At 54.2% G+C, this 21,693-nt stretch carries 17 protein-coding genes; 10 read left to right on the forward strand and 7 right to left on the reverse strand.

Annotation, left to right across the window (positions count from 1 at the left end; all coding sequences use genetic code 11):
* Positions 1–59: 59 nt before the first annotated feature.
* Genes M5B44_RS19120 through M5B44_RS19130 form a run of 3 tightly spaced genes read left to right on the forward strand, consistent with a single transcriptional unit; the run spans position 60 to position 5,731 of the window.
* Positions 60–878: an ABC transporter permease gene (locus M5B44_RS19120; RefSeq protein WP_134827696.1), complete on the forward strand. Its 819-nt coding sequence runs from the start codon at positions 60–62 to the stop codon at positions 876–878.
* Positions 868–2,220, forward strand: a complete 1,353-nt coding sequence (locus M5B44_RS19125) for an ABC transporter ATP-binding protein (protein WP_134827695.1) — start codon at positions 868–870, stop codon at positions 2,218–2,220. The genes M5B44_RS19120 and M5B44_RS19125 overlap by 11 nt, the downstream gene beginning before the upstream one ends.
* Positions 2,213–5,731, forward strand: coding sequence for a glycosyltransferase (locus M5B44_RS19130; protein WP_248740172.1), 3,519 nt, complete (start codon positions 2,213–2,215; stop codon positions 5,729–5,731). The genes M5B44_RS19125 and M5B44_RS19130 overlap by 8 nt, the downstream gene beginning before the upstream one ends.
* Positions 5,732–5,937: 206 nt before the next feature.
* On the opposite strand, the gene M5B44_RS19135 is transcribed toward M5B44_RS19130, so the two are convergent.
* The 4 genes from M5B44_RS19135 to M5B44_RS19150 are packed head-to-tail and all read right to left on the reverse strand — an operon-like array spanning position 5,938 to position 9,328.
* Positions 5,938–6,333 carry a GtrA family protein gene (locus tag M5B44_RS19135; protein WP_225739916.1) on the reverse strand — a complete coding sequence of 132 codons (396 nt, stop codon included), beginning with the start codon at positions 6,331–6,333 and terminating at the stop codon, positions 5,938–5,940.
* Position 6,334: 1 nt separating this feature from the next.
* A complete protein-coding gene (locus M5B44_RS19140; RefSeq protein WP_248740173.1) occupies positions 6,335–7,285 on the reverse strand; it encodes a WxcM-like domain-containing protein in 951 nt (316 codons plus the stop codon).
* On the reverse strand, positions 7,282–8,217 hold the full coding sequence (locus tag M5B44_RS19145; RefSeq protein WP_134827691.1) for a glycosyltransferase family 2 protein: 936 nt from the start codon (positions 8,215–8,217) through the stop codon (positions 7,282–7,284). Before M5B44_RS19145 ends, M5B44_RS19140 begins: the two co-directional genes overlap by 4 nt.
* Before the next feature lies 1 nt (position 8,218).
* Positions 8,219–9,328 (reverse strand): DegT/DnrJ/EryC1/StrS family aminotransferase, encoded by a 1,110-nt coding sequence (locus M5B44_RS19150; RefSeq protein WP_248740174.1) that lies wholly within the window; start codon positions 9,326–9,328, stop codon positions 8,219–8,221.
* 298 nt (positions 9,329–9,626) lie between these two features.
* Between M5B44_RS19150 and M5B44_RS19155 the strand changes: the two genes are divergently transcribed.
* From M5B44_RS19155 to fabF, 5 genes are all read left to right on the forward strand, one after another.
* Positions 9,627–12,206 (forward strand): hypothetical protein, encoded by a 2,580-nt coding sequence (locus M5B44_RS19155; RefSeq protein ID WP_248740175.1) that lies wholly within the window; start codon positions 9,627–9,629, stop codon positions 12,204–12,206.
* Positions 12,207–12,500: 294 nt separating this feature from the next.
* Entirely contained in the window at positions 12,501–14,495 is a 1,995-nt protein-coding gene (locus tag M5B44_RS19160; protein WP_248740176.1) for a polysaccharide biosynthesis protein, read from the forward strand.
* Between the two features lie 111 nt (positions 14,496–14,606).
* The gene (locus tag M5B44_RS19165; protein WP_248740177.1) at positions 14,607–14,942 is read left to right on the forward strand and encodes a ComEA family DNA-binding protein; all 336 of its coding nucleotides are present in this window, start codon (positions 14,607–14,609) and stop codon (positions 14,940–14,942) included.
* A gap of 213 nt (positions 14,943–15,155) precedes the next feature.
* Positions 15,156–15,950 (forward strand): SDR family NAD(P)-dependent oxidoreductase, encoded by a 795-nt coding sequence (locus tag M5B44_RS19170; protein ID WP_248740178.1) that lies wholly within the window; start codon positions 15,156–15,158, stop codon positions 15,948–15,950.
* A 25-nt stretch (positions 15,951–15,975) separates the two neighbouring features.
* Positions 15,976–17,250 (forward strand): beta-ketoacyl-ACP synthase II, encoded by a 1,275-nt coding sequence (fabF, locus tag M5B44_RS19175; protein ID WP_248740179.1) that lies wholly within the window; start codon positions 15,976–15,978, stop codon positions 17,248–17,250.
* Here the strand turns inward: fabF and M5B44_RS19180 are convergent.
* The 3 genes from M5B44_RS19180 to eat form a co-directional block, all read right to left on the reverse strand.
* Positions 17,247–17,804 carry a TetR/AcrR family transcriptional regulator gene (locus tag M5B44_RS19180; protein ID WP_248740180.1) on the reverse strand — a complete coding sequence of 186 codons (558 nt, stop codon included), beginning with the start codon at positions 17,802–17,804 and terminating at the stop codon, positions 17,247–17,249. The genes fabF and M5B44_RS19180 overlap by 4 nt on opposite strands.
* Before the next feature lie 136 nt (positions 17,805–17,940).
* Complete coding sequence (locus M5B44_RS19185) at positions 17,941–18,108, reverse strand: DUF2897 family protein (RefSeq protein WP_065257130.1); 168 nt, start codon at positions 18,106–18,108, stop codon at positions 17,941–17,943.
* Between the two features lie 118 nt (positions 18,109–18,226).
* Positions 18,227–19,591: an ethanolamine permease gene (gene eat, locus M5B44_RS19190; protein WP_248740181.1), complete on the reverse strand. Its 1,365-nt coding sequence runs from the start codon at positions 19,589–19,591 to the stop codon at positions 18,227–18,229.
* Positions 19,592–19,893: 302 nt separating this feature from the next.
* On the opposite strand from eat, the gene kdpF reads away from it, so the two are divergent.
* Together kdpF and kdpA are read left to right on the forward strand one after the other, a co-directional pair.
* Positions 19,894–19,983: a K(+)-transporting ATPase subunit F gene (gene kdpF / locus M5B44_RS19195; protein ID WP_248740182.1), complete on the forward strand. Its 90-nt coding sequence runs from the start codon at positions 19,894–19,896 to the stop codon at positions 19,981–19,983.
* Positions 19,984–19,991: 8 nt separating this feature from the next.
* Positions 19,992–21,686 (forward strand): potassium-transporting ATPase subunit KdpA, encoded by a 1,695-nt coding sequence (gene kdpA / locus M5B44_RS19200; RefSeq protein ID WP_192552151.1) that lies wholly within the window; start codon positions 19,992–19,994, stop codon positions 21,684–21,686.
* Positions 21,687–21,693: the final 7 nt, after the last annotated feature.

A 21,693-nucleotide genomic window follows, 5' to 3' on the forward strand; every position in this document is an offset into this window, starting at 1 on the left:
TCACGTAGGGAAGATGTTATGAGTCGTTCAGGAATTTTTATTTGTAAGGTGTTTGCTTGATGCAAAATTTTTCAGCAAGTCCCAGGGAAATGATCGCAAGCCTCTGGCGGCATAGAAACCTGATCAAGTCGTTTGTACAGCGGGATGTTCTCGGTCGCTATCGTGGCTCGTTCATGGGGATTCTTTGGTCCTTTCTGAACCCGTTGTTTATGCTGGTTGTGTATACATTTGTGTTCAGCGTTATTTTCAAGGCCCGCTGGGGAACCGGCAGTGACTCCAAAACCGAGTTCGCCCTGATTCTCTTCGCCGGACTGATGGTTTTCAGCCTGTTTGCCGAATGCGTGAACCGTGCTCCCGGATTAATCCTCGGCAACCCGAACTATGTGAAAAAGGTCGTTTTTCCTCTGGAAATTCTTCCATGGGTCAATTTGGGCTCTGCACTTTTTCATGGTGCTATCAGCCTTGCTGTCTGGATGCTGGCTTATGTCATCTTTTTTGGCATCCCGCACGCGACGGCACTGTTCTTGCCACTGATCCTGCTCCCCTTGATTTTCTTCATCATGGGATTGAGCTGGGCTTTGGCATCGTTGGGCGTTTACCTGCGTGATGCCGCGCAGTTCGTCGGTATTGTCACCAGTACGCTGATGTTCCTTTCGCCAATCTTCTATCCGGTCACTGCATTGCCTGAGCGTTATCGCGGATTGCTTTATCTGAATCCGATGACGCCCGTGATCGAGCAGACTCGGGACGCTCTCTATTGGGGCAAGGCTCCGGACTTCGCCATGCTTGGGCTTTATTTGATCGTCACTGTATTCGTTGCATGGTTAGGCTTTGCCTGGTTCCAGAAGACGCGTAAGGGGTTTGCTGATGTCCTCTGAAATTTCTATAAAAGTCGAAAACTTGAGTAAGTGCTATCAAATTTATGAACAGCCTCGTGATCGTCTCAAGCAGTTTGTGATGCCCCCTTTGCAGCGCGCCATGGGGCAAGCTGCGAAACAGTACTTCCGGGAGTTCTGGGCACTTAAAGATGTTTCGTTCGAAGTGCGAAAGGGTGAGACCGTCGGGATTATCGGCCGTAATGGCAGCGGCAAATCGACCCTTCTGCAAATGATCTGTGGCACGCTCCAGCCGACCAGTGGCAGTGTGACGACGTCCGGGCGTATCGCGGCGTTGCTGGAACTCGGCTCCGGTTTCAATCCGGAGTTCAGTGGCCGCGAAAACGTCTATATGAACGCCGGCATTCTTGGCCTGAGTAAAAGTGAGATTGACGCACGATATGACGCGATTCTGGAGTTTGCAGAGATCGGCGAATTCATCGAACAGCCCGTCAAGACTTACTCGAGCGGCATGTATGTGCGCCTTGCATTCGCAGTCATCGCCAACGTTGATGCCGATATCTTGGTCATCGATGAAGCACTGGCCGTCGGAGACATATTCTTCACGCAAAAATGCATGCGTTTTCTCGCGGAATTCAAAAAACGCGGAACAATCCTGTTCGTAACTCACGACACGAATAGCGTCATGAGTCTCTGTGAGCGTGCAGTCTGGCTGCAGGCCGGAGATCGCAAAGCCTACAGCGACTCCAAGACTGTTTGTCAGTCCTATCTCGCGGAATATTACGCTTCGTCCGGTTCGACCCAGGCGGTAGCGGAAACCAAGGTCCATGCAGTCCGTGCAGTCGAGGATTACCGGGATGTTCGTCAGGATTTTATCAATGCATCGGTGATCAGAAATGACCTGGAAGTTTTCAGGTTCTCCGACACCGGGGAAAAATTCGGCCTGAGCAAGGCCCATGTTGTTGACGTCTATCTTGGCAGTGAATCCGGTGCACCGATCTCGTGGTTTGTTGGCGGAGAACTGGTTGCACTTGTGGTTAAAATTCACGCGGAAATTGAGTTGGATCAACCGATTGTGGGTTTCCTGGTCAAGGATAAAAATGGTCAGCATCTGTTCGGTGACAACACCTACCTTACCTATGTCGATGACGCTGTAAGCGTCAGCAGTGGCAGTGACTTTGCGGCCACGTTCAAATTCAGAATGCCGATGATGCCCGCTGGCGACTACACAATCGGTGTGGCGATCGCAAACGGTACTCAGGACAATCACGTTATTCATAGTTGGGTTCACGACGCAATCGCCTTCAAGTCCCACAGCACTAGTGTGTCTACAGGATTGGTCGGGATTCCCATGATTGATATCGAGTTGCAGAAAAATGGATAAAAAGTACAATTTTTCGTATGAGCCTGTCAGCGTTTATGCCTGTGCAGTTGATCTTGTACGGAAATGCTCCAGTGCCGGTGCCATACATATCGACTTGGGGTGTGGCTACGCGGCGATTGCTCGTCAGATCGAAAATGGAGGTGTCAGATACATAGGTTTTGATGCCAACCAGGAAAGCGTAAGTACCCTGCAAAGCCATGGTGTCGAAGCTTATGAGTTGGACCTGAGAGATCACGATGCGGTCGTCGCTCAGCTGGCATCGCTCTGCGAAAAGTATTCGACTGTCACAATTTCCATTCTGGATGTTATTGAACATCTCGATTATGACTGTGCACTGTTGAGTCGTATCAAAGAAGCATTTTCTCCCGAACAGAAAGTGTCGCTGGTAATCTCCGTTCCGAACTCTTCCCATATCGACGTCGCTATCAATCTGTTGGCAGGCGACTACGATTATCTGGATACGGGGTTGTTGGATAAGACGCACACAGTTGTGTACACAGAGAAAAACCTGTCTGAAGTCACTCGAAAGAACGGCTGGAGAGAAGTGGCTGCTCGTGACTATCATCTCGAATTCAGTGAGCAATTCTCAAAACAGCCTTCAGTTCTCTTGAACAGGGATGTCGGCATCGGTCGCGACCTGAGAAAGTTAAAGGCCATTCTTGATCCGGCCAGTGACGTATATCAGTTTGTGCGCGCTTATGTGCCAGACGATAGCCTAACCGTCGAAACTCAGGATGACGTCAGCTCGATGAGCGTTTCCGTTTCGCTGGTTTTTCCGGAAAACGTCGTTGAGTCGGAAGTCTCGGCGCTGCATGCCGCTCTTTCAGGGCTGGCAAGTAGTGCGGCAATCGAGTGGGTGTTGCCTGAAAAGTTGTTCGGGAAATTTGCTGGCGCGTTGGCCGTTTCCTTTTACAAAGAAAACGGGCTGGAAAGTTTCGTTGCGACCTCGTTGAAAACCCGTTACTGGTCCTTTGTCAAAAATCCGCAAGAAGTATGTGTCCGTGCACTGAGCGCGTTGATCGAAAACTTCGATGATGCCCGTGGAACCCCTCTCCTGGAATTGGTAGAGGTGCGGGAAATGACAGATGCCAGTCAGTTCCAGATGTTTGCCTCGTTGAGCACCGATGCCTCATGGCACCTCATGATTCCGGCTGATTATGTGGGGCGGTTTCAGGATTTGGAATTTTCGCACGGCGATGAGGGTTGGCAGGGTTTTGCAAGGCGGGCGGCCCTTGCCTGCGGAATCAGCCGCGTAGCCGTTGAATTCTCCACGATTCAGCCAGTCCCGCCGCTACCGATGGAGCGAGCAGCTGCGTTCTCCCTTGTCCTCGCTGACCCGGTGGCAAGCGCCTATATCTTCCGTTCCGACGTGTGGGCAGGTGAGCTCCATGCGGAGTTGCAGCAACTCTCGGCGCGAAACAGTGTGGTTCAGTTTGATAATCAAACGCTCGAGCGTGCCAATGCCGACCTGCAACTGCAGCTGAGTGATCTCGATCAACAGTTTCAGGAGATTGTCACCAGCAAGTCCTGGACGTTGACCCGACCGCTGCGCGGTTTTCGGCGTAAGGTTTCAAGAGCGAAAGATCTGGCCCGTGCATTTGTGCGCAGACCCAGACTGACGCTGAGAGGTGTGGCGCGTGCCATTTATCTGAGAATTCCGGGCCTGAAGTTCGTCTGGTCTTTTTATCTCTACAGAAAAATGAGACTCGCGCAGATTATTCAGGACAAGACATTCTCGGCTGATAATCTTCTGGCCTTGAATGCGCTGTCCAATAATCGCTTTGTTGAAAATGGCCGGGCTGACGTATTCAAAAAGATCGAGGATTTTCCAGAGATTGATATCTCGGTCGTTGCTTATAATAGTGCCCGGTGGGTTGCCAACTTTGTAGCCTCGATCGAGGCGCAAAACTATCCGCTTTCAAAGATCCACCTGAGAGTGGTTGATAACGGTTCTTCCGATAACACGGTTGCATTGTTCGAAGAGTATTTGAGCAAAGAGGCAAGCAGATTTGCCAGTGCGGAAGTGATTCGTCAGCAAAACCTTGGTTTTGGTGCAGGCCACGATCGCGCCATTCGAAAAGGCACTGCGGACTATTGCCTGATCGTCAATCTCGATCTTGAGTTTCTTCCTGATTCCATCGTCAAGGCTGTTACTGCGGCGGTTAATGATCAGAGTACGTCGGCGGCAAGTTGGGAATTTCGTCAAATCCCGTATGAGCATCCAAAGTATTATGACCCGGTTACGCTTGAAACGAACTGGTCGTCCCATGCCTGTGTTTTGCTCAAGCGTGAAGCTTATCTGCGCAGCGGTGGTTATGATCATGCGATTTTCATGTATGGCGAAGACGTAGAGCTTTCTTATCGGTTACGCTCCTTTGGTTACTCGTTGAAGTATCTTCCTGGTGCGACCGTGCTTCACCATACCTATGAAGAGGCAGGAGAGGTCAAGCCGCTGCAGTTTGCCGGCAGTGTGCTGGGCAACACATACATTCGACTGCGCTACGGTTCTTTTTCCGATCGCGTCATTGCCTTCGTTCTGTATGCCGCCCTGTTTATATACCCGTCGCAATTTCCTGGTTCAAAGAAAATGCTGCGGCAGAATGTTCCCAAGCTTCTAAGGAACATTCCCCATTTCTTGAAGGGTAAAGGGCCTGCTTCCGTGAAATTCCCGTTCCGGGGATATGACTATGAGCTGATAAGAGAGGGGGCGTTCTGGTCAGCCGAAGCTGTTTCTGAGGCAGCGGCAATCCCCAAAGTAACGGTCATCACGCGAACCTATAGAGGTCGTGGCATGTTCTTGAAGCAAGCCATGCAGAGTGTGTTCAATCAAACGTATCCGAACATCGAGCTTTTGGTCGCGGAAGACGGTGGAGATACTCAACGCGCCCTCGTGGAATCGCTGGCAGAAGTTGCTCCTGCACACGTTTCCGTGCGATTCCTGGCAAATGAAAAGATAGGCCGCTCGGGTGTCGGTAACGCTGCAATGGCAAATGCCAGCGGCGCTTATTTCATGTTCCTGGATGACGATGACCTATTGTTCTGCGACCATGTTGAAACGTTGATGCAATGTCTCAATGCCGATACTTCAATCGATGCCGCCTACAGTCTGGCGTTCGAGGTAACGACACACGTCAATGAAGACAAAACGTCTTACGTGGAAGAGTTGTTCCATACCCCGGCTGTCTTTCATCAGGAGTGGGATTATGAAGTGATGCGGCGCCATAACTTCATCCCGATTCAATCCATTCTGTTCAAGAAAGAGCTGTACTCGCGCTGGGGCGGTTTTGATCTTGAACTGGATCAGCTGGAAGACTGGAGTCTATGGTTGTGCTACGGCTTTGAAGGAAACTTCCGTTACGTAGCAAAAACGACGTCATTGTTCCGTACACCTGCTGATCAAAACGTACGTGCCGAGCGTCATGCATTGCTGCATGGCGCCTACGATATCGCTGTTGCCAGTGCAAAAGGGCGGATTGAAGCTGTTGCGGGTAAGCCGCTGCAGCCCGTCTGATATCCAGGGCGAATCGCGCTTGACTCACCGTTGAGCGCGTTGTCGGAGAGCGTTTTCTTGCGGGATGCATCGGCAGCATTGATTGCGATAGAGCTGCTGGAGCCCTCACCGTCGATCTGAAGACGTAAAAAAGGAGCAGGCCCTTATGGGGCTGCTCCTTTTTTTGTTGGTGAGGATGAGCGATCAGTCTTGCACGTGATCGGGCCTCAGGATTCGGATCGTTTTGGTTTTGTAAAAACGAGCTTGCTTAATGTGTAGGTAAGGGGCAGTGACAGGACGATCGCAGCCAGTGGTGCCAGAAATTCCGGTAGCGATAGAATCCGAACCCAAAACCAGACTACCAATAAGCCGAACAGGTACTGCGCGACGTAGATCAGCGGGAAAAAAACCACCGACTTTATGCCTTGGTGCTCTTTGAAGACGACGTATCGACTTAGAAGAAACGCCAACAAGATCCCGCATAGGTAGCTGATCGAGTAACTGGTTGTGTAGGCAAAAAAGTTTAACAGGATCAGATAAAGCCCGTAGGTGACGGCGGTGTTGAAGCCGCCGGTCAGCAGAAAACGGAAAAACTTTATCTCGCTCAGTTTTTTCAGGTTCACTTCAAGCTTGCCCGGTGCGGTTTTTTTCCAGCAGGAACTGGTCGTAATCGCGGATATAATCTTCGGGGTCATAATAATCGGAGGTGAATACCAGCAATACTGCGTCAGCCGAGTATTTGTACTGGATGCCCCAGGTCATTGCAGGCAGAAACAAACCGAGAGTATGTGAGTCAAGAACGAATTCTTGTCTGTTCGTGCCGTTGTCAGCGACAACGTGAACGGTCCCTTTGACGGCGATCAGAAACTGATGGCATTCGCGATGGGCGTGTTCGCCGCGAGTTTCAGCTGTCGGGACGTTGGAAACGAGGAAGTAACGTTTCACCGAGAAGGGAATGTCCCGTTCGAACTCGCCGACACTGAGGCTGCCCCGAATATCAACGGCTTCACGCATGCGATGCAGCGTTACGCCGCAAGGATAAACCTCGGATTTGCCAACGTTGCTCGGGCTTTCGACGGTCGTCGTGCTGGTTGCTTTCGCGTCAACATAGCCAATGATCTTCGCGGGGTTTCCTACAACGATCGCGTTGGGCGGAACTGATTTGGTAACGACCGAGCCCGCGCCAACCATTGCTGCCGAGCCGATTGTTATGCCTGGCAAAATAGTGGAGTTTGCACCGAGCGAGGCACCTTTCCTGATGATAGTCCTGGTAAATTCGGTCGGGTAAACCTTGCTGCGAGGGAATTTGTCATTGGTGAACGTAACGTTCGGCCCGACAAACACTTTATCCTCGATGGTAATTCCGTCCCACACCTGCACGCCGCATTTAAGCGTCACTTGGTCCCCGATTTCGACATCGTTCTCAACAAAAACGTGATCGCAAATGTTGCAGTCTTTACCGATTCTTGCATTGGGAAGTACATGTGCAAATGCCCAGATTCGCGAACCTGCGCCGATGTTCCGGGACTCGCAGATAGCCTGCTCGTGAACAAAAAAATTACGTGAATCGGTCATTTGTTGACTCCAAACTCAAGGACTTTCATCGGAATCGCCAATGGGCGTCCTTTTGTATTTTCATAGGTTCGCCAGGCATACGAACCTACAACGCCGAGGCCTAATAAATTGAGGCTGCCAAGAAGCGTGATCATGAATAGCGTCATCGCGTAGCCCGGTACTTCAATAAGGCCCGCCAGTTTCGAAAAAATGACACTGATGCCATATAGCGACGAAAAAATCGAACCCGCGGCGCCGACCCTGATCAACAAGCGGATTGGCAGATCAGTGAAGGAAAACACGCTGTCCATCAGGTAGTTGATTTTCTTCCTGAGTGTCCATGCCGATTTTCCATGCTCCCTGGCCACGCGAGAGTAGAGGACGACTTCTCGACGGAATCCCAGCCAGAAAATTTGTGCAATCAGCGAGCTGTGCCGTTCTTCGAGTTTCAGGAGGTTGTCGCGAAACGCCAGGTTGCAGCCAAACATGTCTACACCGCCAGCTGGCATTTCCGGAATGACATAGCGCTTATACAAGCCCCAGAACGTCTTCGAAGCAAGCTTGGAGAGAAATGGGTCCTCCCGGCTTTCACGTACACCCACAACGACATCGACAGGTTCATTGTTCAGAACCTTATTCATTGTCAGTACGAGGCTCGGTGGCTCCTGCAGGTCTGCAGCCATTACCGCAAATGTGCGACCTTTCGCATGCTGAAGCCCGGTACGAATCGCCATGAACGACCCGAAGTTCTTCGACAAAAGGACCAGCTGCGAAGAGAACTGGCGCATTGGCAGGCTCTCTCGCAGCAGTTCGAATGACTTGTCAGGGCTGCCGTCTACAACAAATACTACTTCCAGTTCACCCTGTAGTTGAACATTAAGATCATCTATGGCCTGTAGCAACGAAGGGATCGATTCTTCGTTGCGGTAAACTGGAATTACAAGCGATAACACCCTAAACCCCCTGTTTGAAGAAGTTGCAGACAACTTCGATAACACGGTTTACCTGTTCAGTCGTCAAACCCGGGAAGCACGGGAGTGAAACGAGTTTTGAACTTGCGGTTTCAGTAACTGGTAGATCAAAAGTGTCATTCAACTTGTAGGCTGTTTGCCAGTGATCGGGAACAGGGTAGTGAATGTCGGTGCTGACGCCTTGCTCTTTCAAGTACTGGGTAAAGGCATCTCTGTTTTCAACACGCAACACGAACAGGTGTGCGACAAAGTCACGATCCAGGCTGGCAGGCAGTTTTACCGGCAGCGCTTTAAAAGCTTCGCAATATTTTTTGGCGATGTCCCGACGTTCCGCGTTCCATTGGTCGAGCAGAGGTAGCTTTACGCGCAATATTGCAGCCTGCATTTCATCCAGGCGGCTGTTGCGTCCCAACGGTACGGTGACATGATATTTGGTCGCCCAGCCATATTGCCGTAGCTTCAGCAAGCGTTCGGCAATCTCTGGCGATGAGGTAACAATCGCGCCGCCGTCACCCAGGGCTCCGAGGTTTTTGGTCGGGTAGAAGCTGAAGCAGGCCAGGTCTCCGAAGGAGCCGCATTGGCCTTGTTCCGAGCGAGCACCATGCGACTGGGCGCAATCCTCCAGTACCGCAGCGCCAGATTCCCGGGCGATCGATGCGAGTTCCTGGATTGCCGCCAGTTGCCCATAAAGATGGGTGACGATGACAACCTTCGCCGGTTGTGCCAATGCTCGCTTCAGCGACTCGGGGCACATGGTAAGGGAATGCTCGTCGACGTCGACGTAAACAGGTATGGCGCCAACCGCTCTGATTGCGGTGCTGCTATAGAAGCCTGCGTTAGCGACGGTAACGACGTGATCGCCAGGACCCACTCCCATGCCGAGCAACGCGATTTCCAGTGCCTCGGAACCATTGGCAACCGAAATGCAGTGCTCTACGCCAACGTAATGGGCGAATGCGCGCTCGAACGCTTTAACCTCCTCACCCATGATGTACCAGTGACGGTTGACAACACGCATGAGTGGTTCGGAAAAGTCGATGCCTGCGTTGGCGGCGACGGCTGAGAAGAGAGGAATTTGTTGTTTGGCGTCCATGGTTTATCCAGAATTTTTGGCTGCGCGCATGATAAAGGGCAAAGGTTTATTACACAATTGGCTATGGGCCCGGCGGGTTCCCTGCCCGATAAACAGGGATCGAAAAAAGTGAATTTCCGGCTGCTTTGCGCCTCTGGGTGCCTGCTTTTTTCTCGGCTTGACGAGGGGTAAGTATGTGCAGGGCTGTAGATGGGCAAGGCTCCAGAGGGAACAGTGCATCTCGCTTTTTTTACACTGCTACTGTATTTTGCAAGCGCTTTTTTCCAGATTCCTAAAAATCAAGAGTTTGTCTTTGTTTATGAATGCTTTTTTCCGTTCTGACCTATTCCAGAAAAAAACATTTGCAGAATATTTTCGCAGTCTCCTGATCCTGACGGTCTTTTTTAGTTTTATTGTTTTTTTTACTCCGGTCAGTAAGCCTGTTGTAAATATAGAGATGATCTCCAGTGTTTCTGGAATGTCTCAGCTGTTTTTTAATGATGGGAATGGCTACAGCGAAGATAACTCCGTGAAAGGAGTTGTGAATGCCGGCAAGAACAGGCTGGCGTATCCGCTCTCGATTCAGGCATCTCCAGTTCGTTGGGATCCGCTGAATTCTCCGGGCACTATCGAGGTGCTCGATACCGATATCTCGGTGTTGGGGATGAGTTTTTTGTCAGGGGCGATGACCTTCAAGGCCCTTAACCAGATTGAAAACATAGACAATCTTTCTGGGAAAACTGTAATTCGTATACAGGAAAATGCTGATGATCCTGAGCTTGAAATGACTTTTGCAGCCGAGCAGGTGAGTCGGATCAGAATAATGCTCAGTGTGCTGTGTGGGTTTGTCGTTTCGGCTGTTTTCTTGCTTCTGTTTCATTTTGCCAGAGATGTCAAAGCGCTGCTTGGCAAGCTTCCAACGTGGTTTTATGTGGTTGGTTTGTTAGCGCTTCTGAATATGTATGTTTTTTATGATCATCTGTTGGGGCAGAGCGTTTTTCCTTGGGACTTCTCCCTGACTTATCATGCGATACCGAATTACTGGCTGACTTCCTTGCAGGCGGGGCAATTCCCTTCGTGGGTTCCATTCCAGGGGATGGGTTATCCGCTGTTGATGAACATGCAGTCCGGCCTGTTTTATCCGCCGAACTACGTTTTCTATATCTTTAATATTCCCTACACATTGCACGCGGCAGTTGTTTTTCAAGTCGTGCATGTGTTTTTTGCCGGGCTTGGCGCTTACGTTCTGTTGCGCAAGTCGGGCCAGGATGTCCTTGCCTCGGTAATCGGAAGTGTTGCCTACAACCTGTTCGGCGGTTTCTTTTGCAATTCTGAACATCTGGATATCGTGCGCAGTTTCGCATTCCTGCCGTGGATTTTTGCAGGCCTGGTCGACCTTATGCGAAACGGGGTGAAACCCTTCCCGTTGATTATCCTGCCCGTTGTGTTGCTGTTTCAGTGGACGGGTGGTTACCCGGGATCTTCGATCAGCATCGTCTTCATTTCTTTTGTGTTCATTTTTGCATCGGCTATCGCCAAAGAATGCTCATGGAAACATTTCATCATTGGCGCAGGGCTCATGATGAGTGGGGTGCTGATGGCATCGCCGGCCTTCTTTCCGGTTCTGATGTTGAAGGGGGAGATAGCCCGATCGGCCGAAGCGGGTAGTCTGGCCAAGACGTTTATCGCCCCGGTGAATCTGCTCAGCCTGATTCAGCGAATTGATTTTCCCGGGTTGCCGGGTGACGTATCGATGCGCTCGTTGCACGTCTTGATCATTCCTTTTGTGTTCATTTTTTTCATGAGCGTGAAAGTGTTCAAGCGCAATGTGGGAATGACGGCCGTTGCCGTGTGCGCTTTGTTTATGGGCATGGGAGGGTGGTTTTTCGACGCGGTTACCAAGTTGTTCCCACCGCTGGGATATAGCCGTTTTCCAAGCGCGGACTATCGTGGGTTCATCGCCCTGGCGCTCATATATTTCGCCATGCTCGGTTATCGGGAGTACAAGGCAAGCCCTGTCGGTGTCGTCAAAGACCGACTGGTCAGGTTTGCACTTTTTGGCGTGTTGGGCTACTTCGCCGTTGACCCGTTGTTGGTGAATCAGGACGCGTTTGTCTTTTCCCTCGTTACAATGCTTCTGGTGATCGTGGCGCTGTGCGTTCATCGATTCAGGTTGAATCCGGCCGTTGTTTTCATCTTGTTTTTCTCGATCCAGGTGATTGATTTCATACGTGTCGAAGACGGGCAAGCCTATTGGGATAACCCTTCCATTTCCGGTGTGCATGCGGAAAAATTCGGCGCATTGCAAACCCCCGCGCCATTGCTCGCGCAGAGAATTCAGGGTGTCGATTCGCGCGCAGAGCGCAGCGATGAGTTCACAGGTCAGGACTTTGGCTATCAGGGCTATTTGACCGGCATTTATATGGTTGGTGACTATTCAGGTCCAATGCAGTTTCTCCGGCAGAGATACATAGTCGGCAATCCTGATTTGTTGAATTTTGCCAAAAAGGCCTGGGCGCCGGTTTACTTCAAGGGGCAGCCCGATGCACAGGAAGCGATTGCAGCTATCAATAGCGGTGCAGATGCAACAAGCGATCGGGTGCAGCTCACGTTGTACAAACCCAATCAGATTGAATATGACGTCAAATCCGCTTCCGGGTTTGGTTTCCTGGAAAACGAGACTTACTTTCCCGGTTGGACCATGACGGTTAATGACGGGGTACAGGTAACCGCGAAAGATGTTCATGGTTTCCGATACTGGGAGATGCCGGCCGGGACATACAAAGCGGTGGCAAAGTTCAATATGCCTTATTTCCGCTCGGCTGTTTTTCTGGCTGTTCTCGGATTGCTGGCGTACTTGATGGGTGTCGGCGGCTTACTCATTTTTCGGAAAAGATAGCCCGGCTGTTCAATTCCATGTGTAAGATTTCTACGCCTGCGGGGTGGCAAACTCCCCGCAGGCGTTTTTCTCCGATCAACGGCATCAAAAAATGCCGTCCCTCAGAAGACTTGCTGTCAAGCCGGATTGCCCCCACGCAGAGCTGTAAGCCGCGCACAGTCGAACGGCAACGGGCCACGTGTCGATTTGTCGGTCGGGTTTTGCTAGTGTTTTTTCTGTAACCCGGATCTTTTACTCCGTACAATGCGTCAGCCGGTTCAACCAACGGAGTAGGTCAGATTGGTACGAGGGAATATGGGAAAACTACGCGTATTTTTGCTGGCGCTGCCCCGCAGGCAAAAACGGTTGATTCAAGTGCTGACGGATATTGTCCTTGTTTGGGCCGCACTGTGGATGGCGTTTATCGTGCGTCTTGGCGTTGATGAGATGGTCAACCCGATAAAGGTGCATCTGTGGCTCTTCGTTTGCGCCCCGGTCGTGGCTATTCCCTTGTTCATTCGCTTCGGCATGTACCGTGCCGTCATGCGTTATTTTGGCAATGATGCGCTTGTTGCGATCATCAAAGCGGTCAGTTTGTCTTCGTTGATTCTTGCGTTGGTGGTCTATTGGTACAGCAACCATGAAACCGTTGTGCCTCGGTCGATCATTTTCAATTACTGGTGGTTGAGTCTGGTCATTATCGGTGGGCTGCGCCTGCTGATGCGCCAGTACTTCATGGGTGACTGGTTCAATGCTGCCCAACACGTACCGTTCACCAATCGCGATGATGGTCTGACGAAGGTGGCCATCTACGGTGCTGGTGTGGCGGGTAACCAGCTGGTGGCTGCATTGCGCATGGGGCGGGTCATGCGGCCTGTTGCATTCATCGATGATGATTCAAGCATCGCCGATCGGGCAATCTCCGGGTTGCAGGTCTACAAACCCAAACATATCCAACAGATGATTGATGTCACCGGGGCGCAGGAAATCCTCCTGGCCCTTCCATCATCTACGCGTGCCCGGCGCCGGGAAATTCTGCACCTGCTTGAAGGTTTTCCCCTGCATGTGCGCAGCGTGCCGAACTTCACCGATCTTGCCAGCGGTCGTGTGAAGGTCGAAGACATTCAGGAAGTCGATATTGCCGACTTGCTCGGTCGCGACGCGGTGCCTGCTCAGGCTGATCTGCTGGAGCGCTGTATCAAAGGCAAGATCGTGATGGTGACCGGGGCGGGCGGGTCCATCGGTTCTGAACTGTGCCGGCAGATCTTTTCCCTGCAGCCGACCACGCTGCTGTTGTTTGAACACAGCGAGTTCAATCTCTACAGCATTCTCTCGGAGCTGGAGCAGCGTGGCTGTCGTGAGTCCGTTCCGGTCAGGCTTTTGCCGATCCTCGGCTCGATCCGTCATCAGGACAAGCTGCTCGACGTGATGAAGACGTGGAAGGTCGATACGGTTTACCACGCGGCAGCTTATAAACATGTGCCGATGGTTGAGCACAATATCGCTGAGGGCGTTCTGAATAATGTTATCGGCACCCTCAATACGGCTCAGGCGGCGCTGAAATCCGGCGTAGCGAACTTCGTATTGATTTCGACCGACAAGGCCGTACGCCCGACTAATGTCATGGGCAGCACCAAGCGCCTGGCCGAACTGACGCTTCAGGCTTTGAGTCGTGAGATTGCCCCCGTATTGTTTGGCGACAACTCCAATGTCTCCCGAGTGAACAAGACACGCTTCACCATGGTGCGTTTCGGAAACGTACTGGGTTCGTCCGGCTCGGTGATTCCGTTGTTTCACAGCCAGATCAAGTCGGGCGGACCGTTGACGGTCACTCATCCGAAGATCACCCGCTACTTCATGACCATTCCGGAAGCCGCACAGCTGGTAATCCAGGCCGGTTCGATGGGGCAGGGCGGGGATGTCTTCGTCCTGGATATGGGCGAGCCGGTCAGAATCGTCGAGCTGGCGGAGAAAATGATTCATCTCTCCGGTTTGAGTATTCGCTCGGATCGCAATCCACATGGTGATATCTCCATTGAGTTCACCGGTTTGCGCCCTGGTGAAAAGCTGTACGAAGAACTGCTGATTGGCGACAACGTCGCGGCGACTCCGCACCCGATGATCATGACGGCCAACGAAGATCACCTCCCATGGGATGTGCTGAAGGCCAGATTGAGCGAGCTGCTTGTTGCAGTCGAAAAAGACGATTATTCGCGTGTCCGTCAACTTTTGCGTGAAACCGTCAGCGGCTATACCCCCGACGGCGAGATCGTTGACTGGATCTTCCAGCAACGCCGGCTTGAGCCCTGATTGTTTCACATGCTGTAACGTACACATTTTTGACTTATGCCCATCGTGACCTAAGTTTGGGGAGCAGCTACGGAAAAGCTGCTTTCTCAAATCATGATGGAGCGTCACTTTATGCGTACCGGATACTTCTACTCTCTGATCTTTGCCCTGCTCACCAGCGCCTCGATTGGCGCGATTGCCGCGCCTGTCGTCACTCCTGAACTACCAAAGGCCCCCGTTGTAATGGAGGTGGCAGCTCCTTCCTCGAAGGAAAAAATCGATCTCAACTCAGCAGACGCGACAACCTTGCAGAAGGAACTGGCCGGGGTCGGTGAAGCCAAGGCTAAAGCGATTGTTGCATATCGTGAGACAAGCGGGCCGTTCGCATCAGTGGATGAGTTGCTTGAAGTGAAGGGTATTGGCAAGGCAATTCTGGATCGCAATCGTGAAAAGCTGGAAGTGAACTAAGCTGGATTTTCGAAAGCATGAGGCCGGTCATTGACCGGCCTTTTTTGTTTCGTTGGTGCGCGAACGGTCAGCAACGTAAGGAGGACGTTCATCGGTGGAGAAAAATTACGGCTATCATATCTCGTTAGGATTATGCCTATAATAAATTGTCGCCTCTGATCGCTTGTCCACTCAGTGGCCTTTTTCATTTCGAGCATTTTCAGGAGTACTGGCATGAAATCCGCTGAATCCCAAGGTACGGCTCTTGTCACCGGCGCTTCATCCGGCATCGGTGCAATCTACGCCGAGCGCCTGGCTGCGCGCGGTTTTGATTTGCTGTTGGTGGCCCGTGATCAGGAACGTCTGGAAATCGCAGCGGCTCAGTTGCACGATGCGCATGGCATTCAGGTGGAGGTCCTCAAAGCGGATCTGACACAGAAGGAAGATGTGTCAAAACTTGAACAGCGCCTGCGCGACGATTCGAGCATCAGCCTGCTGGTGAACAATGCCGGGGTGGCCGCCAACGGTCTGTTGGCCAATGCAGATCTCGATCAAATGGAACGGCTGATCCAGCTGAACATTACTGCTGTCACGCGTCTTTCCTCTGCCGCCGCCGCCAGTTTCGCCAGGGCCGGTCGTGGCACGATCATCAATATCGCCTCAGTAGTGGCATTGTTTCCTGAGCGTTTCAACGCCACCTACAGTGCCAGTAAGGCCTACGTGCTGAGTCTGACCCAATCGCTCAATGCCGAACTTCAGGGCACCGGTGTCAAGGTGCAGGCCGTTTTGCCGGGCGTCACCCGCACGGAAATCTGGGAGCGCTCGGGAATCGACGCCAGCGGGATTCCTGCTGAAATGGTCATGGAAGCCGGCGAGATGGTGGATGCAGCGCTGGCCGGTCTGGATCAGGGCGAACTCATCACGATCCCGTCCCTGCCGGATGCAGCTGACTGGCAGGCCTTCGTCGCTGCGCGGCATGTCCTGGCGCCGAACCTGTCCCATCGTTCGGCTGCCAGCCGCTACAAGTAAGACTTTCGAAGCGAGGTAATGCGATATGGATCAACGTCGAATAGTCGTGACGGGCATGGGCCTGGTTTCACCCTTGGGCAGCGGCGTCGAAGTCGTCTGGCAGCGTTTGCTCGCCGGGCGCTCGGGTTTGAGCAAGCTGCCGGACGCAGTCAGCGCTGATTTACCAACAAGTGTCGGTGGCAGGGTGCCGACGCTGGAGGAGGATGCCGAGGCCGGATTTGATCCGGATCGCGCTACGCCGCCCAAAGAGCAGAAGAAGATGGACCGCTTCATTCTGTTCGCCATGGAAGCGGCTCGGCAAGCGCTGGAGCAGGCTGGCTGGCAACCCTTCGAAGCCCGGGATCAGGAACGCACAGCGACGATCATCGGTTCCGGTGTCGGCGGCTTCGGTGCGATTGCCGATGCAGTGCGTACCACGGACACCCGTGGCCCGCGACGTCTGTCGCCATTCACCATTCCCTCGTTCCTGGTCAATCTGGCGGCGGGGCATGTGTCGATCAAACATGGCCTCAAAGGGCCGCTTGGCGCTCCGGTAACAGCCTGTGCAGCTGGCGTTCAGGCGATCGGCGATGCGGCGCGGCTGATTCGAGCAGGTGAAGCGGACGTGGCAGTGTGCGGGGGGGCGGAAGCGGCGATCGATCGGGTCAGCCTGGCCGGGTTCGCTGCAGCACGGGCACTGTCCAGTGGCTATAACGATACTCCCGAGCGTGCCTCGCGCCCTTTCGACAGCGGTCGCGACGGTTTTGTCATGGGTGAGGGTGCCGGCCTTCTGGTGATCGAATCACTGGAGCATGTCTTGGCGCGTGGTGCTCAGCCTTTGGCAGAGCTGGTCGGGTATGGCACCAGCGCTGATGCCTATCACCTGACTGCCGGGCCGGAGGATGGAAATGGTGCGCGAAGAGCGATGTCCCTGGCCTTGAAGCAGGCAGGAGTAGAGCCCGGTCAGGTGCAGCATCTCAACGCCCATGCCACCTCTACGCCGGTTGGCGACCTTGGCGAGCTGGCGGCCATCAAGAGCGTGTTCGGCGAGGAAAACCGGATTGCCGTAACGTCGACCAAGTCCTCCATCGGACATTTGCTCGGTGCTGCTGGCGGCGTTGAGGCCATTTTCACTTTGTTGGCAATTCGCGACCAGAGGGTGCCGCCGACGCTCAACTTCGATCATCCCGATCCTGCAAGCGATGGTGTGGACATCGTCCATGGCGAAGCAAGGTCAATGTCGATCGAGTACGCGTTGTCCAACGGATTCGGCTTTGGCGGAGTAAATGCCAGTGTTCTGTTCAAGCGATGGCAGGCTTAGCCTTTTGAGTGCTTGAGGTGATCGCGGGCGACATCGAGAATGCGTTGCGCAAACTCGCTGTCAGCGACACTGCGTGATAGCAGGAGTGCTCCGACCAGTGTCGACATGATGACGATAGCCTGGTCGGCACTGTTCTCGCCTTCAAGCGTATTTTCAATTTGCGCCAGTCGCGCATTGAGCACCGTATCACTTGTGGGGCTGGGTTGTCCGCGCAGGCCCAGCTCCGAAGAAATGGTCAGCAATGGGCAACCCTCATGAGGGGAGGTTTGATGCCATTCGGAAAGGTAGGTGTCTATGAATGCTTCCAGAGGCTGCTCTTGCGCAAAGAGCTCGGCGCACAGGCCATCAACCTGATTTCCGGCCTCTTGCAGCGCCTTTTCCACCAGTTCGTCCTTGGACTTGAAGTGCGAATAGAAACCGCCATGGGTCAAGCCAAGCGCTTTCATCAAAGGCTGCAAACCGGTGGCCCCGATACCGTCCTTGCGGAATCGTGCAGAGGCTTCTTTGATGATGCGCTGGTGGGTCTGGGCTTTGTGATCCTGCGAGTAACGCATTTCTTCTCTCCGCGACAAGACCGCTATCTTAACCACGGATAGTTAAATGGTGATTGTACTTCTACTTCTAAAAAACTTGCGGGTAAGACCAATAGATCAGAAGAACAAACCCCGCCTGTCGAGCGGGGTTTTTCGTTCAGCGGTCTTGCGCGTCCTTGATGTCCGCTTCGGCATTGCGCTCGGCAACGCGTTGACGTTGTTCTTCGGTCAGTTCGACCTTGTTGGCGGTGTCACGCAGCATCATCAGACCACCAACGATCGAGCCGATTGCAACGACCAGAATCAACCAGGCATACCAGGGCATAGCGGCTCTCCTTAATGGCAGGTCGCCGGGCGAGGATTTCGCCGGCGATGCTGCTTACCACGTTTGAGCGATGGGAAATCGCAGTGGTTCCATTCTAGGCCGGTTATGCCTGATGCGGTTAAAGCCCGGTCAACATGGCGTCCGCCGGAGCGTTCGCGCGCAATTGCCCGGTGAGCAAAAAGTAGCCGAAGCCGACGGCCATGAACCCCAGGAAAATCAGGCCGATCAGTGCGTTGAACCAGGCCATTGCCACCAGGCAGACGATCGCCAGCACCAGCGCAATGAACGGGATCAATGGGTAGCACGGCGCGCGGAAAGTCCGCTCCAGATTCGGTTCGCTTTTGCGCAGCTTGAAAAGACTGAGCATGCTCATGATGTACATCACGATGGCGCCGAACACGGCCATGGTGATCATTGCTGCGGTGAGGGTCATGCCGCCGAGGTTGATCAGGCCGTCGCTGTAAATGGCGGCAATGCCGATGATTCCGCCGGCGATGATCGCCCGGTGCGGGGTCTGGAAGCGCGACAGCTTTGCCAGCGAGGCGGGCAGGTAACCGGCACGGGCGAGGGCGAAGAACTGCCGCGAGTAGCCGAGAATGATCCCGTGAAAACTCGCCACCAGACCGAACAGCCCGATCCACACCAGCATATGCAGCCAGCCGGAGTTGTCGCCGACCACCGCTTTCATCGCCTGTGGCAGCGGGTCGTTGATGTTCGACAGGGTGCGCCAGTCGCCGACGCCGCCGGCAAAGAACATCACGCCCATCGCCAGCAGCACCAGGGTCAGGATGCCGCTGATGTAGGCCTTGGGAATCGTGCGTTTCGGATTCTTGGCTTCTTCTGCCGCCATGGCCGCGCCTTCAATCGCGAGGAAGAACCAGATCGCAAACGGGATCGCCGCGAACATCCCGGCGATCGCCGGTGCGCCGAACATGTCCGCGCCGGCCCAGCCATTGAGCGCGAAGTTGCTGAAACTGAAGGCGGGTGCGACCACGCCCATGAACACCAGCAACTCGGCGACGGCCAGCACGCAGACGATCAACTCGAAAGTCGCCGCCAGTTTCACACCGAGGATGTTCAACCCCATGAACACGATATACGCGCCGACCGCTGCGTGTTTCGGATCCAGGGCGGGAAACTGCACGTTGAGGTAGGCGCCAATTGCTAAGGCAATGGCAGGTGGGGCGAAGACAAATTCGATCAGCGTCGCCAGGCCTGCGATCAATCCGCCTTTTTCACCGAACGCCCGGCGACTGTAGGCAAACGGCCCGCCCGCATGCGGGATCGCCGTGGTCAGTTCGGTGAAGCTGAAAATGAAGCAGGTGTACATGGTCGCGACCATGAACGAAGTCACCAGAAAGCCCAGTGTTCCGGCGACGCCCCAGCCGTAACTCCAGCCGAAATACTCCCCGGAAATCACCAGCCCCACGGCAATGCCCCACAGGTGCAACGTGCCCAGCGTGGGTTTGAGTTGTGTGTTCATGCGTTTGCTCCCTGAACGGTTTGGAAAGCTCGGGGGAGGGCGTGTGCAGTGGGCGTGCCATTTTGTATTGGCGGGTCGCAATGGGCTGAAAGCTGTCGTATCGGGGATGTTCGCGACTCGATAGCCACATTTCTGTGCGCCAGTCAGGTGCGTCGGCCATCGGGAGCAGTCGTAAAGAAGGCATAAACCCACTCTTTACGCATTCTTTATGCCCCGCCCGCACCCTCGGTCTCGTTCCTTTACAGCCTCCTTTCCGACAATGCCTCCACACGCGGCAATAAGCCGTAACACGGAGATCTTCCATGAGCGTTCTGGACGGGGTGTCCCTGCTGCTGGCAGTGGGGCTGTTCATTTATCTGTTGGTTGCGCTGTTGCGCGCGGACCGGGACTAGGAGCGGCTATGCACAGTTATGACTATTGGCAGATCCTCGCGTTTTTCGCGTTGGTGTTGCTGCCGGCGCCGTTCCTCGGGCGCTTCTACTACAAGGTGATGGAAGGTCAGCGCACCTGGCTGACGCCGATTCTCGGCCCGGTCGAGCGCGGCTGTTACCGCATTGCCGGGGTCGATCCGCAGGCTGAACAGAGCTGGCAGAAGTACACGCTGGCGCTGCTGGCGTTCAACCTCGCGGGTTTCCTGTTGTTGTTCGCGATCCTGTTGTTCCAGGATCACCTGCCGCTCAACCCGCAAAACCTGCCGGGCCAGGAGTGGACGCAAGCGTTCAACACCGCCGTCAGTTTCATGACCAACACCAACTGGCAGTCCTACAGCGGTGAAGCGACCCTCAGCTACCTGAGCCAGATGGTCGGCCTGACCGTGCAGAACTTTGTCAGCGCCGCCACCGGCCTCGCCGTGCTCGTTGCGTTGTGCCGTGGCATCGGGCGCAAATCCACCAAGACCCTCGGCAACTTCTGGGCCGACATGACCCGCGCCACCCTCTACGGCCTGCTGCCGCTGTGCCTGCTGCTGGCGCTGTATCTGGTGTGGCAGGGCGTGCCGCAGACCTTCGCGCAATACGTGAATGCGGTGACGCTGCAAGGTGTCGATCAGGTGATCCCGCTGGGCCCGGCGGCCAGCCAGATTGCGATCAAGCAACTAGGTACCAACGGCGGTGGTTTCTTCGGCGTCAACTCGGCGCATCCGTTCGAGAACCCGACTGCGTGGAGCAACCTGTTTGAAGTCACCTCGATCATCCTGATCCCGGTGGCGCTGGTGTTCACCTTCGGTCACTACGTCAAGGATCTGCGCCAGAGCCGCGCCATCATCGGCTGCATGCTCGCGCTGTTCCTGATCGGCGGCGCTACTTCGATGTGGGCCGAGTATCAGCCGAACCCTGCCCTGAACAACGTGGCCGTCGAACAGACCGCGCCGCTGGAAGGCAAGGAATCGCGCTTCGGCACCACCGCCACCGTGCTCTGGTCGGTGACCACCACCGCAGCCTCGAACGGTTCGGTCAACGGCATGCATGACAGCCTCAATCCGCTCAGCGGCATGGTGGCGCTGGTCAATATGATGGTCGGCGAAGTGATCTTCGGCGGCGTCGGTGCCGGGCTCTACGGCATGTTGCTGAACGTGCTGATCGCGGTGTTCCTCGCCGGCCTGATGATCGGCCGCACCCCGGAATACCTCGGCAAGAAACTCCAGGCCCGCGAAGTGCAACTGCTGGTCGTGACCTTGCTGGTGATGCCGGTCGGCGTGCTGGTATTGGGCGCGATTGCCGCTGCCCTGCCTGGCCCGGCGGCGACCATCAGCAACCCCGGCCCCCACGGTTTCAGCCAGCTTCTGTACGCCTACACCTCGGCCAGTGCCAACAACGGTTCGGCGTTCGGTGGCCTGAGTGCCAACACCCCGTTCCACAACCTGATGCTGGGCCTGGGCATGTTGATCGGTCGCTTCGGTTACATCCTCCCGGTACTGGCCCTGGCCGGCAGCCTGGCGATGAAGAAAACCGCGCCGATCGGCCAGAACAGCTTCCCGACCCACGGCCCGCTGTTCGTGACCCTGTTGACCGTGACCATTTTGCTGGTGGGCGGCCTGACCTTCTTGCCGACCCTGGCGCTCGGCCCGATTGCCGAACACCTGAGCATGGGCTTCTAAGGAATCC

The organism is Pseudomonas sp. MWU12-2029, assembly GCF_023242425.1.
GTDB classification, from domain to species: domain Bacteria; phylum Pseudomonadota; class Gammaproteobacteria; order Pseudomonadales; family Pseudomonadaceae; genus Aquipseudomonas; species Aquipseudomonas kribbensis.

Coding starts and splice junctions, on each gene's coding strand:
- M5B44_RS19120 (WP_134827696.1), top strand. CDS start 60: ATGCAAAATTTTTCAGCAAGTCCCAGGGAAATGATCGCAAGCCTCTGG.
- M5B44_RS19125 (WP_134827695.1), top strand. CDS start 868: ATGTCCTCTGAAATTTCTATAAAAGTCGAAAACTTGAGTAAGTGCTAT.
- M5B44_RS19130 (WP_248740172.1), top strand. CDS start 2,213: ATGGATAAAAAGTACAATTTTTCGTATGAGCCTGTCAGCGTTTATGCC.
- M5B44_RS19140 (WP_248740173.1), bottom strand. CDS start 7,285: ATGACCGATTCACGTAATTTTTTTGTTCACGAGCAGGCTATCTGCGAG.
- M5B44_RS19150 (WP_248740174.1), bottom strand. CDS start 9,328: ATGGACGCCAAACAACAAATTCCTCTCTTCTCAGCCGTCGCCGCCAAC.
- M5B44_RS19155 (WP_248740175.1), top strand. CDS start 9,627: ATGAATGCTTTTTTCCGTTCTGACCTATTCCAGAAAAAAACATTTGCA.
- M5B44_RS19160 (WP_248740176.1), top strand. CDS start 12,501: ATGGGAAAACTACGCGTATTTTTGCTGGCGCTGCCCCGCAGGCAAAAA.
- M5B44_RS19165 (WP_248740177.1), top strand. CDS start 14,607: ATGCGTACCGGATACTTCTACTCTCTGATCTTTGCCCTGCTCACCAGC.
- M5B44_RS19170 (WP_248740178.1), top strand. CDS start 15,156: ATGAAATCCGCTGAATCCCAAGGTACGGCTCTTGTCACCGGCGCTTCA.
- fabF (WP_248740179.1), top strand. CDS start 15,976: ATGGATCAACGTCGAATAGTCGTGACGGGCATGGGCCTGGTTTCACCC.
- M5B44_RS19180 (WP_248740180.1), bottom strand. CDS start 17,804: ATGCGTTACTCGCAGGATCACAAAGCCCAGACCCACCAGCGCATCATC.
- M5B44_RS19185 (WP_065257130.1), bottom strand. CDS start 18,108: ATGCCCTGGTATGCCTGGTTGATTCTGGTCGTTGCAATCGGCTCGATC.
- eat (WP_248740181.1), bottom strand. CDS start 19,591: ATGAACACACAACTCAAACCCACGCTGGGCACGTTGCACCTGTGGGGC.
- kdpF (WP_248740182.1), top strand. CDS start 19,894: ATGAGCGTTCTGGACGGGGTGTCCCTGCTGCTGGCAGTGGGGCTGTTC.
- kdpA (WP_192552151.1), top strand. CDS start 19,992: ATGCACAGTTATGACTATTGGCAGATCCTCGCGTTTTTCGCGTTGGTG.